The organism is Vallitalea longa, assembly GCF_027923465.1.
In the GTDB taxonomy this organism is placed as follows: domain Bacteria; phylum Bacillota; class Clostridia; order Lachnospirales; family Vallitaleaceae; genus Vallitalea; species Vallitalea longa.
Genome location: NZ_BRLB01000010.1, coordinates 81,254 through 97,856, shown reverse-complemented (window position 1 = coordinate 97,856; position 16,603 = coordinate 81,254). Strand labels below are relative to the sequence as shown.

Here is a 16,603-nt window from a genome sequence, read left to right as displayed (position 1 = left end):
TATGCCATGGTTTTTTTGTTTTTATGGAAGAGTAATATTATTAAAGAATCTTACTATTTGAGGTTTTTAGGAGGAAAAAATATGAAAAGAATTAGAAAGTATATGAAGAAATATTGGTATCTCTATTTCTTTGGTAGCGTAGCTTTGTTAAGCAGTATAGTTTTGGATTTATTTACACCTATGATAACAGGTACTATAGTAGATGATGTAATTGAGGGTGGTAATATTGATATATTTAAAGGACTTATAATAGGACTTATTGGTATTACTCTTGGAAGAGCAATATTTGGATATATTAAGGAAATAATGTTTGACCTTGTGGGATCAAAAATCGTATGTGAACTAAGACAAGATTTGTTCGACCACATTCAGAGTCTTTCACTTGGATTTTTTAATAGAAAAAATACTGGTGAGTTAATGTCAAGAATTAAAGATGATGCTGATAGAGTCTGGGAAGGTATTAGTTTTGGATTAATGTTATTTATTGAGATAATAATATATTTCATTATAGCAACTATCTTTATGTTTTCTATAAGTGCCAAATTATCACTTATTGCATTTATAACACTTCCTATAATTGCATACATGGCTGTTTTGCTCGAAAAGAAGGTAGGGGTTACATATGAGAAGATAAGTGAACAAAACGCCACTCTCAATACTACTGCTCAAGAAAATATAGCAGGTATAAGATTGGTTAAAGCCTTTGCCAGAGAAAGACATGAAATAAAAAAGTTTTTTAAACATAATGAAAGTTATTATAAATTAAATATGGAACAAGCAACTATATGGTCAAGATTTTTTCCAGGAATCGAAATGCTGACTAATATATTACCTATCCTTGTTATTGTATTTGGTGGTTCTATGGTTATAAGTCAAGACTTGACGATAGGTACTCTAATTAAATTTACGGGATACATGAATATGGTAGTTTGGCCGATGAGATCATTTGGTTTCCTTAGTAATATCATGGCAGAAGCTAATGCTTCAGCTAAAAAGATAGATAAAATATTTATAGAGATACCAGAAATAAAAAATGTCAATAGACCAGTTGAGATAGCTGAGCCAAAAGGTAAAGTCGAGTTTAGGAACGTATCATTGGAACTTGATGGCAAGAAAGTATTGGAAGATATTAATTTTGAGATTACTCCTAGTAAAACTCTAGCTATTATGGGAACTACCGGTTCTGGGAAAACATCAATAATCAATCTTCTAGAAAGATTTTATGATACTACAGAAGGAGAAATATTAATTGATAATCAAGAAATAAAAGATATTGATTTAATTAGCCTTAGAAGTAATATTTCGGTAGTTATGCAAGATGTGTTTTTGTTCTCGGATACCATAAAAGAAAATATTAGTTTGGGTTACGGACAATCTATGGCTAATGATAAGGTAATCAATTCTGCTCAAAGTGCAAAAGCAGATGATTTCATTAAACATATGGAAGAAGGATACGATACAATAATCGGGGAAAGAGGAATAGGTTTGTCAGGTGGACAGAAACAAAGAATCAGTATTGCAAGAGCACTAGCCAAAGAGTGTAAAATTATTGTTTTCGATGATTCAACATCCGCTCTTGATATGAAAACCGAGCATAAAATACAAAAAGAGATTGATAAGAAGAGTGATATAACTAAAATAATTGTAGCTCACAGAATTTCAGCAGTTAAGAATGCAGATGAGATTATTATACTTGAAGACGGTAAAATAGTTGAACGAGGTAATCATGCTTCATTAATTAAGATAAAAGGACGCTATTATGATACATTGAAAGAGCAATACGAAGGATACGCAGTATAATATATTAGAATATATTTGGAGGTGTTAATATTGGCAGTCAATAATTTTAGAGAAGATGAACAGTCCAAGACTGTACTAAAAAAAGTTACTATATTAAGATTGTTCTCTTACATGAAAAAATATAAAAAAGAAATAATATATGTTTTATTAATTATGGGTATAATAATTACAGTTAACGTATTAAACCCAATTCTGATAAAAATAGCCATGGATGATTATATTAAAAAATTCAACCCAAAAGGATTATATGTGATAGGTGTTATCGCTGTAGTTATGAATTTAATAAGTAGGTTCTGTATGAAAAAAAGAATTCTAGTTATGTCAAAAGTATCAAATAAAGTGCTTATGGAAATAAGACAGGAATTGTACGAACATCTACAAAAATTATCATTCAATTTCTTCGATAATAGACCAGTAGGAAAAGTACTCGCAAGAGTTATTGGTGATGTTAATTCATTGAAATCTGTTTTGACCAACAGTGTAATTTCATTAATTCCTGATTTTGTTACTTTGATTGTTGTATTGATTATAATGTTTATACTTAATGTTAAGTTGGCATTAGGAGCATTGGCATTATTGCCATTTTTGGTTTTTGGGATGTATTTCGTTCAGGTTAGAGCTCATAGAAGATGGCAAGTATTTAGGAAAAAGAATTCTAATATGAATGCATATACTCATGAAAATTTTTCTGGCATTAGGGTAGTACAGAGTTTTACAGCAGAAGAGTATACAAGCAAAACATTTAGAGAACTACTACGTGAACACAGAAAATCATTTGTTAGTGCAGTAAAACTCAATGATATATTCTGGCCTATGGTTGAAATATCATGGGGTATTGGTACAGTAATGGTATTTCTTATAGGTGTAAATCTATCTACCAAGAATGAGATAACTATTGGAACACTCATTGCTTTTACTACTTATGTAGGTATGTTCTGGCAACCTATCATGAACCTTAGTAACTTTTATAATCAGCTTATCACTAATATAGCGGGAGCAGAAAGAATATTTGAAATACTGGATACTAAACCTGATATAAAAGATATTAACAATGCGGAAGTAATGCCTCTTATCAAAGGAAATGTTGAATTTGATAATGTCACATTTTCTTATGATAATAAAGTCAATGTTCTTGAAAATGTATCGTTCAATATAAAAAAAGGTGAGACTATTGCATTAGTAGGACCAACAGGGGCAGGTAAAACTACTATTGTCAATTTGATAAGCAGATTTTATGACATCAATAAAGGAATAGTAAAAATTGATGGTATTAATATTAAAGACGTAACGATTGAAAGTCTACGAAGTCAGATGGGAATCATGACACAAGATACATTTTTGTTTACAGGTACTATAAAAGATAACATTAGGTATGGTAAACTTAATGCTACAGATGAAGAAATAATAGAAGCAGCTAAAGCTGTTCATGCTCATGAATTTATTGTTAAACTTGAAAATGGATATGATACGGAAGTCAACGAGAGAGGAACTAGATTGTCAGTAGGACAAAGGCAGTTAATAGCATTTGCAAGAATAATGTTGTCAAAACCTAAAATCCTTGTTTTGGATGAAGCGACATCCAGTATCGATACTCATACAGAACGATTAGTCCAAAAGGGAATAGAAGAGTTGCTTAGAGGTAGAACTTCTTTTGTTATAGCCCATAGATTATCAACTATACAAAAAGCGGATAGAATTTTTGTAGTTGATAAAGGGAATATATTAGAGACAGGTAATCATAATGAATTAATGAGTAGAGAAGGTATTTATTATAATCTCTATATGGCTCAATTTGAAGCAATAAGCTAGATTATGTAATTAATTATCCTAATTTATCGAGTGTAGCAAAGTTTTTATAAGATATTTCATAAAATAATATGTATAATTTTATTTCAGTGCATATACTAGTAATAAGAATATATGGATGGTTTTAATATGAATTTGAAGGATAAATTAGGATATAATCCTTTAGTGATTGTTGATGGAGGTTATAGCGGACAAATTTATGGCACGGATAAGATGGCATTACCTATAGTAAAAGATGAAGATTTCATTGAACGTAAAGATTTTAATGATGAGATTATTAATAAATTCATAGAAAAAGCAAAGGATCTGGAATTCGTCATATTAAATATTGACCCAGAGGAATATGATATGCCATTGGAACTACGAATAAATAGAGCTAATGTGAATTATACTACATATTTGAACAAATACAAAGATTTGGGTGATAGAGCATCTGTTTACATAGCATTACAATATGACCCTAAGGCATGTAATTGGGATGATGATGATAATTCACTACTTAAAATGTTCTATTACAATAGTGATTCTCTAAGTAAAGACTTAGCTAGTTTAATAAATAAGCAGTTTGATTATCTTAGTACATCAGTTAAACCTTCTAATAATTATTTGTTAAGACAATTAGATATGACTAGCGTCTTAATAGATGGAAGTTTTCTAGATTTGAAGAAACAAGTAGAATGGATGCGGGATAGTGATTTTATAGAAGAAGTTTCTGATAGTATTTTAATTGGATGTCTACAGTTTTTTGGTATAAAAAATATTGAAGCTATTAGTACAGAGATTAATTCCAATGCAGACAAAAAAATTAAGAAACTTCAGGAAAAAGTCGATAAATTAAGTAAGAAGGTTGATTCATTAGAAAAACAAATTACTGATGTTGATAAATTTATATAATAACTGTCAATACCTTAGTTGATAAATTAAAAATTAATTATAAGCTATCAGAATTATTAATTATGTATAATTTTCTACTATGAAAAATCTTAAATAAATAGTATAATATAAGGTAATAGAACTAAAAAATCCTTAGAATAAAATGATAGCGTTATAATTATACATAAAAATTATTTATTGGGGGGATTTTATAGATTTATAAAGTATAATGATTCTATAACAAGATCAATATATTATCAATGGAGGAAAGAAAAAAGATGCCTAGAAAAGAGGTAGTAAAAGAGCTTGATAAAGAACAGAGGATAAAAAAACATAATAATAAAACTAAAGGTAAGACAAAAGAGATTAGGGACTTTCGTCGTAAACCAAAGGTAAAAGCTAAAAGAGTCAATAAAAACCAATGGTTAAAAGATGTTGATGATGACGAGTATTATATATAATATGAAAGGATATTCAAGAATGCTTCTTGAATATCCTTTTAATGTTATAAATAAAATAGTTGCAAAACATAAAAGTTGTGATATAATAATATTAGTCAACAAATAATAATTATTATTTACATATATGATTAATAACAACAGTTACATGTTATACAGAAAAGAGGGATATCATGGTAAATTGGTTTTTGGGTTTGGATCATGTTCTACAGGCATTGATAGCAACTTTATTCACTTGGTTTTTAACGGCTTTAGGTGCGTCACTTGTATTTTTCTTCAAAACAATAAATAAAAAAGTTCTTGATGGTATGTTAGGTTTTGCAGCAGGAGTAATGATAGCAGCTAGTTTTTGGTCCTTACTTGCACCGGCAATAGAAATGACTGAAAAATCATCTTCACTTCCTTCTTTTGTACCAGCATTAATTGGTTTTCTAGCTGGAGGAGCTTTTTTGGGGATAGTAGATAAGATTATGCCTCACTTGCATAGAGGTAATTCTACCGATAAAGCTGAAGGTATAAAAACTAGTTGGCAGAGAAGCATTTTATTAGTGCTTGCTATTACTCTTCATAATATACCTGAAGGGTTAGCAGTAGGAGTCGCTTTTGGCGCAGTTGCAGCTAATTTACCGTCTGCAACTATTGCGGGAGCAGTTGCACTTGCTATAGGTATTGGTATTCAAAATTTTCCGGAAGGAGCAGCGGTATCTATACCTCTTAGAAGAGAAGGGGTTTCTAGAAGGAAAAGTTTCTTTTATGGTCAAGCTTCTGGTATTGTAGAGCCAATTGCAGGTGTTCTAGGGGCTTTAGCGGTTATTGTAATGAAACCTATGTTGCCATATGCTTTAGCTTTTGCAGCAGGAGCTATGATTTATGTAGTTGTTGAAGAACTAATACCTGAATCACAATATGAAAAACATTCAGATATTGCAACAATCGGTACATTGATTGGTTTTGCAGTGATGATGACACTAGATGTAGCACTTGGTTAAATAAATACCATCAATTTATTAATTGATGGTATTTTAATGGATATGATCAAAAATATATATACTCTCTTTTTCACATCTTATCTAGTTCATATAATATTAAAGACATAAGAATAATAGTCTTATTTCACTAATGTTGTAGAAAAATCTATGATTATAATTGACATTTGTAGTAGCCTCTGATAACTTTTATATAAGAGTTTTTTATTAATGATGAATTAGGGGCTTAGGATGTGATTATATGAAAAAATTAGGGTTTCGGATAGTATTGTTAATTGTCTTGATTTCTATATTGGTTTCGTTTACATATATGGAAAAAAAGGATATCATTTCATCATCAACTGTTTCCAAAGGATTGGATACGGATCCAGTGATAATGTTAAGAAAAAATGATGTTATATATAATGTGATGTATCCGTATAATTATAAGATGGATATTTTGATAGGGGATTGTTTCACTAATTTTTCAGATAATGAAGTTGTTGAATTATATATAACAAGTAATGAAAAAACAGCTAATATATCTTATGAAATAACGAATTTGATTACTGGCGAACAGCTAAAAAAATCAAAAATCAATAATAAAAATATCATTGTTGAAGGAGACCATTTGACAGCTAATCTAAATATTCCTGAATTAGAAAAAGCTGATTATCCATATGTTCTAAGTATAACCTATAGTGAAAACAACAAAAGAAGTATTACCTATTATCAGAATTTCTATGTTGAAGATAATAAAGTTATAGATGACATTAATGAACAAGTCACTCAATTGCATAATGCAACTTTCAGTAAAGATAAGGAAACAATTAATAACTTAATAAATGGAATAGGACAAGATACTACCAGTGATTTTACTAATGTTAACAATAATTCTGATATAGAACATATTATCTGGAATTTCGGTAAAGATATTGTTAAGATGAACGAACCAATAATACGTATAACTAATATTGATAATAAAAATAAAAAATATGAAGTAGAATTAAAATATACAATAGCAGTGAGAAATAATTACGAATTCGAATACTGGGATTTTATAGAAGAATATGAGTTAAATGGTGGAGAAAAGTTAAATCTGAAATCATTTAATAGAACAGGTTCTATCAAGAAAGATTTTTATTATGACAATAGCAATAAACAGATTAATATAGGTACAGGAACTAGAAATAGTATTATACAAAAAGAAGAATCAGCTAACATGAGATTTGTTACTTTTGTTAAGGAAAATCAGTTATGGATTTTTGATGGTGAGACTGGTAATATAAGAAAGATATTTGGATTTGATAAACTTGATAGTGACTATATTGTTGATAATTATAATTACCACAATATAAAAATTAATAGTATAGATGATGATGGAAACATAAGCTATATGGTATATGGATATATGAATACTGGTAATTATAAAGGTGATAATGGGATTGCATTATATGAGTTTAATTATTTCCTGGGAAATAATAAAAGCATAGGATTTGTTAACTTACCATATGAATTTGATAGAATAGACTATTATATTAACCAGTATAGCTATATACCACAAAATAGTAATAGCATGTATATTATCTTAGATGGCAGCTTATTACAAATTGATTTTACGAAAGGATCTATAAATAATCTATCAAGTGATATGCCATATAATAAAGAAAGTATCATAACCACAGAGGATAAAAAAGCTATTTTTTATAGTGAAAACAATAGTAGTAAATTTAGTAATCAACTAAATGGAATTATTATAAATAACGATTTACCAGAAAAAATATCAATATGCGATGACAAACTTTATGTAAATCTTATAGGAAATTATAAAAACAATGTAGTAGTGGGTTACTACGATATATGTGATACAATAGAAAAACTCAATGGTTATATTACATATCTATATAATAAAATTCAAGTATTAAATTCAGAAGGAAAAGTTATTAATAATTATACTCCTGAGCAAAATTATTATTATAGCGAAGTTGAAATATCAAAAAGTGGTATTCGATTGACAAAAGTAAAAAAACAAAAGAATGTTAGTATCAATCCTAGATATTCTAAGATTGAACTTGTAAAAATGGATAATCAAGAAATAACGTTAAATAATGAAAGTAATGTTAATAATTATTTAATAGATAGAATAGAATCTCCATATGGCTATGACTATACTATAATCAGAAGTGATAACTTAGAGATTATTGATAAGACTAAAAGTGAATATACTGTTAAAAATATAGATGAAGGAAAAGGAATTGTTTATAGACCTAATAGTATTAAGGAAGGTTATGCAGTAATAAATGAAGGTAGAACAAAGGGTATTTTTGATAATATTGAACAGGCATTAAATGAGAAAGAGCTATATGATGATAATACTTATGTAATTAAGCTGGGTAGTAGCAATCAAATAATGTATTGTAGCAATAACATCAGACAAAACATTATACAAGGTATACCAGTTATTCCTCAGAGACCTGAATTACCACGTGGATGTGAAGTAACCAGCCTTACTATGCTACTGAATTATTATATAACTAATAAAGTTGATAAAATGCAATTAGCAGATGAAATTAAAAAAGATATAACTGAATATAATGTAATAGATGGAATGATTAACTTTGGCGATCCTCATACTGGTTTTGTGGGAGATATAGCTAATGTATCTAATAAAGGTTATTCTGTTTATAATGAACCAATAGAACATCTAGCAAAGCAATATGTTCCTGACAATGTTCTTAATATAACAGGCAGTAATTTTGAAGATGTATTATATTATGTAGGTTTAGGACATCCAGTATGGGTAAGTACACCTAATATATATACAGCAGTTCCACATTCTTCTACACAACAATGGATAACACCTAAGGGTATTAAGGAAATAAGTTATACATCTCATTCAGTACTTATTGTAGGATATGATAGCAAGTATGTGTATTTCAATGATCCATCAAAGAACATGTTGAGGAAAAAACTTATCAGTGATTTTGAAAACGGATGGAATAGTATGGGGAAACAAGCAATATTAATTTATTGATAGTAGGTGATGAATTTGAAGAAGAGGGTTAAGTTAATAATATTTCTATTATTAATATTCATAATAGGTATTGGCGGATATAATAAATATAAGCACAATGATGTTTTTTATCTTTTTAGACCTACCATCAGTATTGAAACAATTAAATGTGTTAGCGATATAGATGGAGATGGTATTGATGATCAAGCAGATATAATACAAGGAGCAAGATTAGAAATAAGGAATCATACAAGATATAAAAGCAATTATTATGCAGGCGGATATCCTCCAGAAGATGAAGGAGTGTGTACCGATGTAATATGGAGAGCTCTAAAGAACGCTGGATATTCATTGAAAGATAACATGGATAAAGATATAGAGTCCAATCTTGAAGACTATCCAAGGATTGATAAAAGAGATGCAAATATCGATTTTAGAAGAGTGCAGAATCAATATGCGTTTCTAAAAAAATATATGATTGATTTGACTACGGAAATTATACCAAATGACAAAGACAATCTTGTTAATTGGCAGGGAGGAGATATTGTAGTTTTGACTAATCACATTGCTATAGTTTCTGATAAAAGAAGAAAAGATGGTGTTCCGTATATTATACACAATTCTTATAATTACCCAAAAGAACAAGATAAACTGTTAGAGTGGTATAATAATGATATTATTATTGGACATTTTAGATTTAGTAATACTGATATTAAATAGGAGTGATACTGTGGATAAGTTATTAATAGAGTTAAAGAATTATTTAGTTGAAAAATATAATTGTCATATTATAATATTATATGGTTCATATGCAAGAGGAGATTATACTCCTGAAAGTGATATAGATATAATATGCTTTGCAGATGATACTCATAATTGTAATGATACAGAGGTCTTTAATGGAAAGCAATTAGATGTATGGATATATGATACCAAATGTTTAAATCATCCAGAAGATTATCTTCACATACTAAACAATAAAATACTTTTTGATAGTAAAGACATGGCAAAAGATTTTATTGGGAAAATTGATAAAATATATAAAAATGGACCAGAAAAGCTGGATGAAAATAAAAAACAATTTCATAGAGATTGGTTAAAGAAAATGTATAATAGATCTAAAAAAGGAGATATAGAAGGTATATATAGACATCATTGGATGATGAAAGATTCTTTAGAAATATATTTCGAGTTAAAAGGGAAATGGTTTCTAGGAGTTAAAAATTCTTTGAAATGGATGCAGGAAAATGATAAAACAGGTTATGATTTATTTAAAGAAGCAATAGTAAGTGAGCCAGGTAGTGAGAAGTGTAGAAAAATTATTGAATATATTACTGAAATCAAATAAATAATCTTTAGTATTTGATTACGATTTATCGATATTATAATATATGATTATTCTAAAAAATTATCGGAGGATAGAATGAACATTGTTAAGAAGTGGAATTTGATGAAGCATATAATTTTTACAATAATAATAGTATCAATGTGCATAATAATTGATACTTTAGTAAATATATCGAAATATAATAAAGGAATAGAATCCATAGGAGGGGGAGACGGACCAGTAGCAGTATTTACAGCAGGTGATTTTCTGGGACTTATCGTGAATAAATATACTGTTATCTTTATTATAATTATGTTATTATACAAACCGTTGAAATTACTTATATATAAATTAATTATAGAGGATTAGATTAACATGAAACAAAATTACCAGTAATTACCTAATGAATTATATATATGCCTGCTGTAAAGTATAATTAAAAAGACTTTGGTGGTGGGCATATTGTTATTTAGGATTAGAGAAATTAGAGAGTTGAGGAAGTATAATAAATCACAATTAGCAAAAAAAGCGGGTATATCTAAGGCAACAATATCTAAAATAGAAAATTACAAAGAGTCACCTACGATTGAAACATTAGAGAAAATTGCCATAGCATTAGATGTTAAAATAAGTGATCTATTAGATGAAGATTAAATATTATAAAATCGTTAATTATAATTAACATAGTCAGAAACCCATAGGTACTATTTTGTGATAGAATGTACCTAACAGCGCTGTAACAATAATCATAAGTACTTAGATTTTGTAAGGTTTTATGCTACTAGTCCGGACTATTTTTTTACTAAACAATTTTACTACTTATCACTTTTGTAAATAGAAAGTTCTATTTACCTTGGAATCTTTTATCTAATTCATCTCAATAGGGCAAAAGCACTATTTAATAACTGCCATTCAAATAGAATCCCTTTAATGAAAATAAATCAGTAATGTTGTACACTATTTAATTGATGCAAAATATAATAGTTTTAAAAAAGATAGCTGATAGATTTGGGTTATCTTTTTTTGTTATGTGATATGCATGTAATACTTATAGTATTATTATCATAGACATTCTTTTATCCTTATAAAATATCAAGAATATATATAATAATTGTTTGATTATACTAAACATATAGTGACTTTGTAAAATTAATAGTGTAAAATATAATTATATGTCATAAATTGTTTATGCAAAGTAAAGCGCAAGACATAATTATAATATATATTGCATAAGGGAGTTATCATTTTAATTAAGAACAAAGGGGGAAGTGTTGAATATGTATAATGTAAGTTCACCATATTTTGTAACAGTAATAATTCAGCTGATATCAGTAATATTAACAATAGGGTTAATGGTTTTATCTATATTTGTTATGGTACTAATGATTAAAGCATTGAAGAGAGGTATTAAAGCGCTGGATATCTATATAGATAAAAATAAAAATATTAATATATCTTGTAACGATGATTCTACATATGATAATATGCTTAAAAATAACAAAAATGATATATTTTAGAGAGGTGACTGTAAAACATCTAGAAATTTTATTGATGTAGAGTTAAACACATGTATTTGCGTTATGTTTAGAGAATTACTAAATAGTATGGAGATAAAGAATGAAAAAAATAAAGATTTTAATATCGTCACTAATAGTTCAAGTTTTTGTTTTAATATTAATACTAATTAACGATTTCAGGTGTAATAGTAAATTAGTGATTATTTTACTTCTATCTATTTATATAATATATAATATAAAATCTTTATTAGAAAAATATTACCTATATAAACAAGATATGGAAAATTGTCCTATAGAAAAAGTTTTGAAATTAATGGAGGTTAAAAGAATATACAGAACAGGGACAAGAAATGTAGCTAATGTTCCTATTTAAAAATATATTTTTCTCAACATAGATGATGCTGAATTAGTTCAACTGACGGAATTAGGTTGTAACAGAGTAGTCGTTGAAGGGTTAATGTATTATGTGAAGTATTATATTAATTCTAAAGAAATAGTTAGCATGAAGCTTACATCCTGTTAATTATAAATGGTCAATAGTTAATTATAATATATATACTTTTATTAGCACTAAAGATTATAATTTATAGGAGAATATTATGAAGAAGAAGATTGCTTTTTTAGTAATAATTTTAATATGTATCTCGATTGTGGTCATTTACAGTGTGATCAAAGGGAAAGCGGAATTAACTGTATCTGTAGGAAATCATATTGTAAAATATAAAGCATGTGAAGATCATTTCACATCAAATAATTTTGTATTCAAGTTTGCTTTTGAGGATGAAAATCTTGAGTATATTGAGAATGTGGATATTGGAGGAAAAATATATAGAGAGTTGGGGAATAATTCTTCAGAAGAATTTATAATTAGGGATTATTTATTAAATGCTGAAGGAGAAATTATTCATGATGATATTGTATGCGAAGTACCAGTTATATATGATAATGATAAATATTATTTTGTAGTTAAGACTCATAAAGTATTAGATATAATTTCTAAATATAAGCTGATATCTCCTGATAATGTTGAAGATTATTATAGAGGTTTTATGATTACTACTACAAAAGGAAATACTAAAAAAGATTATATGTTTGTGATAAAGACTAATTAAGCCATGATGTTTTTAATTTTATTTACTATAGTAAATAATAAAAAAAGGTACTAAAAAATATGATTATATAGCCTTTCTTTTAAAATCAAAATATGATATAATATGCTGTTGTCAGTTCGTAACCATCCTGACACTAAACAAAACTAGGGAGGAACATAAAAATGAATAAAAGTACAAGGTTTCTAACACAAGCAGGGGTAATTGCAGCTATTTATGTTGTATTCACTTTACCGTTTGCTTCATTTGGGACGGACTTTATGCAAGTAAGGATATCGGAAGCACTTACTATACTGCCGTTCTTCACACCAGCTGCAATACCGGGGCTTACTATTGGTTGTTTGCTTTCTAACATATTCATATCAAAATTTGGTATGGTCGATATAGTTTTCGGTACTCTGGCTACGTTAATAGCAGCTTATTTATCCTATGGTCTAAGAAAGAAAAAGGGCTTGGTACCAATACCTCCAATAATTGTGAACGCATTAATAGTTGGGACATTAATTTATTTCGGTACATTTGGAAGCTTAGAATTTAATACTACACTCTTAAGTTTCATGGCTTGGCTAGGATTAGGTCAGCTAATTGCTTGTTATGGTATTGGATTCCCATTATTGTTAGTTCTAGAAAAATATAAAAATAAAATATTTAGATAAAAGAAGCGCTAAGAATATTAGCGCTTTAATAGAATACAAATATAAAGTTTCTTGAATTATTTAAGATTTTCAGGGTTAAGGCATTCAAGTTCTGGTAATACAAATTTACCGTCTTTTCTAATCATTACATCATCAAAATAAATTTCTCCACCACCAAAATCAGGTGTTTGAATATAAACTAAATCCCAGTGAATAGCTGAATGGTTGTCATTATCGCAATCATCATATGAATTACCTGGTGTGAAATGAATACTACCCATTATTTTTTCATCAAATAAAGTATCTTTTAATGGAGTTAAGATATATGGGTTGACACCAATAGCGAATTCTCCTATATATCTAGCGCCCTCATCAGTATTAAGTACCGCATTGATTTTTTCTGTATCATTAGCTGTTGCTTTAACAATTTTACCATCTTTGAATTCAAAAACAATATTTTCGTAAGTGAATCCTTGGTATACAGCAGGTGTGTTATAGCTGATAACACCATTAACAGAATCTTTTACAGGAGCTGAGTACACTTCACCGTCAGGAATATTAAGTCCACCGTCACATTTGATAGCTGGAAGACCTTTGATTGAGAAAGAAATATCAGTACCTTCCCCTACGATTCTAACCTTATCAGTTTTATTCATAAGTGTAACGAGATTATCCATTGCTTTTGACATTTTACCATAATCTAAGGTACAAACGTTAAAGTAGAAATCTTCGAAATCCTCTAAACTAGTGCTCGCAAGTTGTGCCATAGAATTATTAGGGTATCTCATAACAACCCAACGAGTATCAGGAACACGAACATCTCTATGAACAGGAGTAAAATGGTATTTTTCGTATAATCCTCTTTTATCACTTGGTACATCACTTAATTCATTAACATTATCAGAAGCTCTGATGCCTATATAACAATCCATCTCTTTCATGATAGTTACATCTGCTTCAGCAATCAGGTCAATCTGCTCTTTATTACAATTAAGTAATATTTCTCTTTGGACAGATTCATCTATATGTTTTTCGAAAGGTATACCTCCAACAGCATAAATTTCTTTTATTAGTTGTTTAGTAAGAGGTAATGTAGAGTCTCCCACATGTTGTATTAGAACTTTATCTCCTTCTTTTACTTTACAAGAATAATTAACTAAGATTTTTGCAAGCTTTACAATCCTTGAATCCATTATGATTCCTCCTTATTTTTTTGACACGGTATTAAAGTATCATCATATTTTTAATGTATATTAATAAGACCTCATAATATTATTATTTAAATCACCGTGATTTATTAACTAGTATATCATAATTGGGTAAAAAAAATAAGTTGTTTGGCTATACTTATAATAAATATAACTTTAGGATATTATGACTTTAATTATTTAAGTTACAAAGTAAAAAATTATTCATTAATGTATAAAAAAATTTGTTTGACTATGGTATAATACCAAGTAGAAGTTTTATAAGGAAGGAGAACTAAATAATGAAATATACATTAGTTAAAGAATTATTTAGAAATACTAGCCAATATGTAGATAAGGAAATAACAGTATCAGGCTGGATAAGAAGCGTTAGGGCTTCAAAAGCATTTGGATTTATTGTTCTTAACGACGGAACATTTTTTGATAATCTTCAAGTTGTAATAAATAGTGATTTAGAGAATTTTAGTGAACTATCTAAATTGAATGTTGGTTCAGCAATTATCGTAAAAGGTAAATTCATAAAAACAGAAGGAGCTAAACAGCCTTTTGAAATCCAAGCGACTAATGTACAGGTAGAAGGTACATCCACACCTGAATATCCTTTGCAAAAGAAAAGACATTCCTTTGAATACCTAAGAACTATATCACATTTAAGACCAAGAACAAATACTTTTTCTGCAGTATTCAGAATACGTTCGATTGTAGCTCAGGCTATTCATAGGTTCTTTATGGACAAGGGATTCGTATATGTTCATACACCAATTCTTACAGGTAGTGACTGTGAGGGAGCAGGAGAAATGTTTAGAGCTACTACTCTTGATCTAAATGAGTTGCCAAAAGATGAAGAAGGAAAGATTAACAATAAAGAAGATTTCTTTGGAAAAGAAACCAATCTGACTGTAAGTGGTCAGTTGAATGTAGAAACATATGCTATGGCATTCAGAAACGTGTATACATTCGGCCCAACCTTCAGAGCAGAGAATTCCAATACTGCAAGACATGCAGCAGAATTCTGGATGATAGAACCTGAAATGGCATTTGCTGATCTTATTGATGATATGGATTTAGCAGAAGAAATGATAAAATATATCATTACTTTTGTTAGAGAAAAGGCTCCTGAAGAAATGGAATTCTTCAATAAATTTATTGACAAAGGGTTATTAGGAAGACTTGATAATGTAGTCAATAACAAATTTGAAAGAATTACTTACACTAAGGCTATCGAATTACTTGAAAAGAGTGGAGAGAAATTTGAATATCCTGTAAAATGGGGAGAAGATCTTCAAACAGAACATGAAAGATATATTACTGAAAAAGTTTACAAGAAACCTGTTTTCGTTACTGATTATCCAAAAGAAATAAAAGCTTTCTATATGAAATTAAACGATGACAATAAAACAGTAGCAGCTATGGACTTATTGGTTCCTGGTGTTGGTGAAATAATCGGTGGAAGTCAGAGAGAAGAAGACTATGAAACACTTTTAAACAAGATGAAAGCTTCAGGTCTTAGAGAAGAAGATTACTGGTGGTATCTTGATATAAGAAAATATGGTGGATGTAATCATGCTGGATTCGGATTAGGATTTGAAAGAGTCATAATGTATATTACAGGAATGAGCAATATCAGAGACGTCATACCATTTCCAAGAACCGTTAATAATTGTGATATCTAATAGAAGGGCAGTCAAATCTGACTGCTTTTTATTTTGGAATTTTTTATGTCAAATATTTTTATATAAAAAAATTAATCAAGTTAATATTAATAAGAAAAACCAAATTTATATATTGTTATTGTAAATAAAAGTAAAATTGTCAATAATTTTAATAAAACTATCTTGTTTTATAGTTTAACAGACTATATAATATACTGGTATCCACTAAACAGAGTATAT

The 16,603-nt window shown here is 28.6% G+C and carries 16 protein-coding genes; 15 read left to right on the top strand and 1 reads right to left on the bottom strand.

The window, feature by feature from the left end:
• Window positions 1-81: 81 nt before the first annotated feature.
• The 14 genes from QMG30_RS15390 (at window position 82) to QMG30_RS15325 (ending at window position 13,524) form a co-directional block, all read left to right on the top strand.
• Window positions 82-1,800, top strand: a complete 1,719-nt coding sequence (locus tag QMG30_RS15390) for an ABC transporter ATP-binding protein (protein ID WP_281816881.1) — start codon at window positions 82-84, stop codon at window positions 1,798-1,800.
• A 30-nt stretch (window positions 1,801-1,830) separates the two neighbouring features.
• Window positions 1,831-3,609, top strand: coding sequence for an ABC transporter ATP-binding protein (locus tag QMG30_RS15385; RefSeq protein ID WP_281816878.1), 1,779 nt, complete (start codon window positions 1,831-1,833; stop codon window positions 3,607-3,609).
• A gap of 126 nt (window positions 3,610-3,735) precedes the next feature.
• Complete coding sequence (locus tag QMG30_RS15380; protein ID WP_281816877.1) at window positions 3,736-4,500, top strand: N-acetylmuramoyl-L-alanine amidase; 765 nt, start codon at window positions 3,736-3,738, stop codon at window positions 4,498-4,500.
• Window positions 4,501-4,757: 257 nt separating this feature from the next.
• Entirely contained in the window at window positions 4,758-4,940 is a 183-nt protein-coding gene (locus QMG30_RS15375; RefSeq protein WP_281816875.1) for a hypothetical protein, read from the top strand.
• A 170-nt stretch (window positions 4,941-5,110) separates the two neighbouring features.
• Window positions 5,111-5,926, top strand: a complete 816-nt coding sequence (locus QMG30_RS15370) for a ZIP family metal transporter (protein WP_281816872.1) — start codon at window positions 5,111-5,113, stop codon at window positions 5,924-5,926.
• Window positions 5,927-6,164: 238 nt separating this feature from the next.
• Window positions 6,165-8,936: a C39 family peptidase gene (locus QMG30_RS15365; RefSeq protein WP_281816871.1), complete on the top strand. Its 2,772-nt coding sequence runs from the start codon at window positions 6,165-6,167 to the stop codon at window positions 8,934-8,936.
• A 15-nt stretch (window positions 8,937-8,951) separates the two neighbouring features.
• Window positions 8,952-9,635 carry a DUF1287 domain-containing protein gene (locus QMG30_RS15360; RefSeq protein ID WP_330680755.1) on the top strand — a complete coding sequence of 228 codons (684 nt, stop codon included), beginning with the start codon at window positions 8,952-8,954 and terminating at the stop codon, window positions 9,633-9,635.
• A 10-nt stretch (window positions 9,636-9,645) separates the two neighbouring features.
• On the top strand, window positions 9,646-10,263 hold the full coding sequence (locus QMG30_RS15355; protein WP_281816867.1) for a nucleotidyltransferase domain-containing protein: 618 nt from the start codon (window positions 9,646-9,648) through the stop codon (window positions 10,261-10,263).
• Window positions 10,264-10,338: 75 nt separating this feature from the next.
• Window positions 10,339-10,611, top strand: a complete 273-nt coding sequence (locus QMG30_RS15350) for a hypothetical protein (protein WP_281816864.1) — start codon at window positions 10,339-10,341, stop codon at window positions 10,609-10,611.
• A gap of 93 nt (window positions 10,612-10,704) precedes the next feature.
• Window positions 10,705-10,896: a helix-turn-helix domain-containing protein gene (locus QMG30_RS15345; RefSeq protein WP_281816862.1), complete on the top strand. Its 192-nt coding sequence runs from the start codon at window positions 10,705-10,707 to the stop codon at window positions 10,894-10,896.
• Window positions 10,897-11,519: 623 nt separating this feature from the next.
• Entirely contained in the window at window positions 11,520-11,759 is a 240-nt protein-coding gene (locus tag QMG30_RS15340; protein ID WP_281816860.1) for a hypothetical protein, read from the top strand.
• 100 nt (window positions 11,760-11,859) lie between these two features.
• A complete protein-coding gene (locus QMG30_RS15335; RefSeq protein ID WP_281816858.1) occupies window positions 11,860-12,132 on the top strand; it encodes a hypothetical protein in 273 nt (90 codons plus the stop codon).
• Between the two features lie 226 nt (window positions 12,133-12,358).
• Window positions 12,359-12,871 (top strand): hypothetical protein, encoded by a 513-nt coding sequence (locus QMG30_RS15330; protein WP_281816856.1) that lies wholly within the window; start codon window positions 12,359-12,361, stop codon window positions 12,869-12,871.
• A 161-nt stretch (window positions 12,872-13,032) separates the two neighbouring features.
• Window positions 13,033-13,524 (top strand): QueT transporter family protein, encoded by a 492-nt coding sequence (locus QMG30_RS15325; protein WP_281816855.1) that lies wholly within the window; start codon window positions 13,033-13,035, stop codon window positions 13,522-13,524.
• A gap of 56 nt (window positions 13,525-13,580) precedes the next feature.
• Here the strand turns inward: QMG30_RS15325 and QMG30_RS15320 are convergent, their stop codons facing one another.
• Window positions 13,581-14,696 (bottom strand): aminopeptidase, encoded by a 1,116-nt coding sequence (locus tag QMG30_RS15320; RefSeq protein WP_330680754.1) that lies wholly within the window; start codon window positions 14,694-14,696, stop codon window positions 13,581-13,583.
• A 296-nt stretch (window positions 14,697-14,992) separates the two neighbouring features.
• Between QMG30_RS15320 and asnS the strand changes: the two genes are divergently transcribed.
• Window positions 14,993-16,384, top strand: a complete 1,392-nt coding sequence (gene asnS / locus QMG30_RS15315; protein ID WP_281816853.1) for an asparagine--tRNA ligase — start codon at window positions 14,993-14,995, stop codon at window positions 16,382-16,384.
• Window positions 16,385-16,603 lie beyond the last annotated feature (219 nt).

Bases quoted from the DNA above. Each gene is read 5' to 3' on its own strand.
- QMG30_RS15365 (WP_281816871.1), top strand. From the start codon at position 6,165: ATGAAAAAATTAGGGTTTCGGATAGTATTGTTAATTGTCTTGATTTCT.
- QMG30_RS15390 (WP_281816881.1), top strand. From the start codon at position 82: ATGAAAAGAATTAGAAAGTATATGAAGAAATATTGGTATCTCTATTTC.
- QMG30_RS15330 (WP_281816856.1), top strand. From the start codon at position 12,359: ATGAAGAAGAAGATTGCTTTTTTAGTAATAATTTTAATATGTATCTCG.
- QMG30_RS15320 (WP_330680754.1), bottom strand. From the start codon at position 14,696: ATGGATTCAAGGATTGTAAAGCTTGCAAAAATCTTAGTTAATTATTCT.
- QMG30_RS15370 (WP_281816872.1), top strand. From the start codon at position 5,111: ATGGTAAATTGGTTTTTGGGTTTGGATCATGTTCTACAGGCATTGATA.
- QMG30_RS15380 (WP_281816877.1), top strand. From the start codon at position 3,736: ATGAATTTGAAGGATAAATTAGGATATAATCCTTTAGTGATTGTTGAT.
- QMG30_RS15375 (WP_281816875.1), top strand. From the start codon at position 4,758: ATGCCTAGAAAAGAGGTAGTAAAAGAGCTTGATAAAGAACAGAGGATA.
- QMG30_RS15325 (WP_281816855.1), top strand. From the start codon at position 13,033: ATGAATAAAAGTACAAGGTTTCTAACACAAGCAGGGGTAATTGCAGCT.
- QMG30_RS15350 (WP_281816864.1), top strand. From the start codon at position 10,339: ATGAACATTGTTAAGAAGTGGAATTTGATGAAGCATATAATTTTTACA.
- asnS (WP_281816853.1), top strand. From the start codon at position 14,993: ATGAAATATACATTAGTTAAAGAATTATTTAGAAATACTAGCCAATAT.
- QMG30_RS15340 (WP_281816860.1), top strand. From the start codon at position 11,520: ATGTATAATGTAAGTTCACCATATTTTGTAACAGTAATAATTCAGCTG.
- QMG30_RS15335 (WP_281816858.1), top strand. From the start codon at position 11,860: ATGAAAAAAATAAAGATTTTAATATCGTCACTAATAGTTCAAGTTTTT.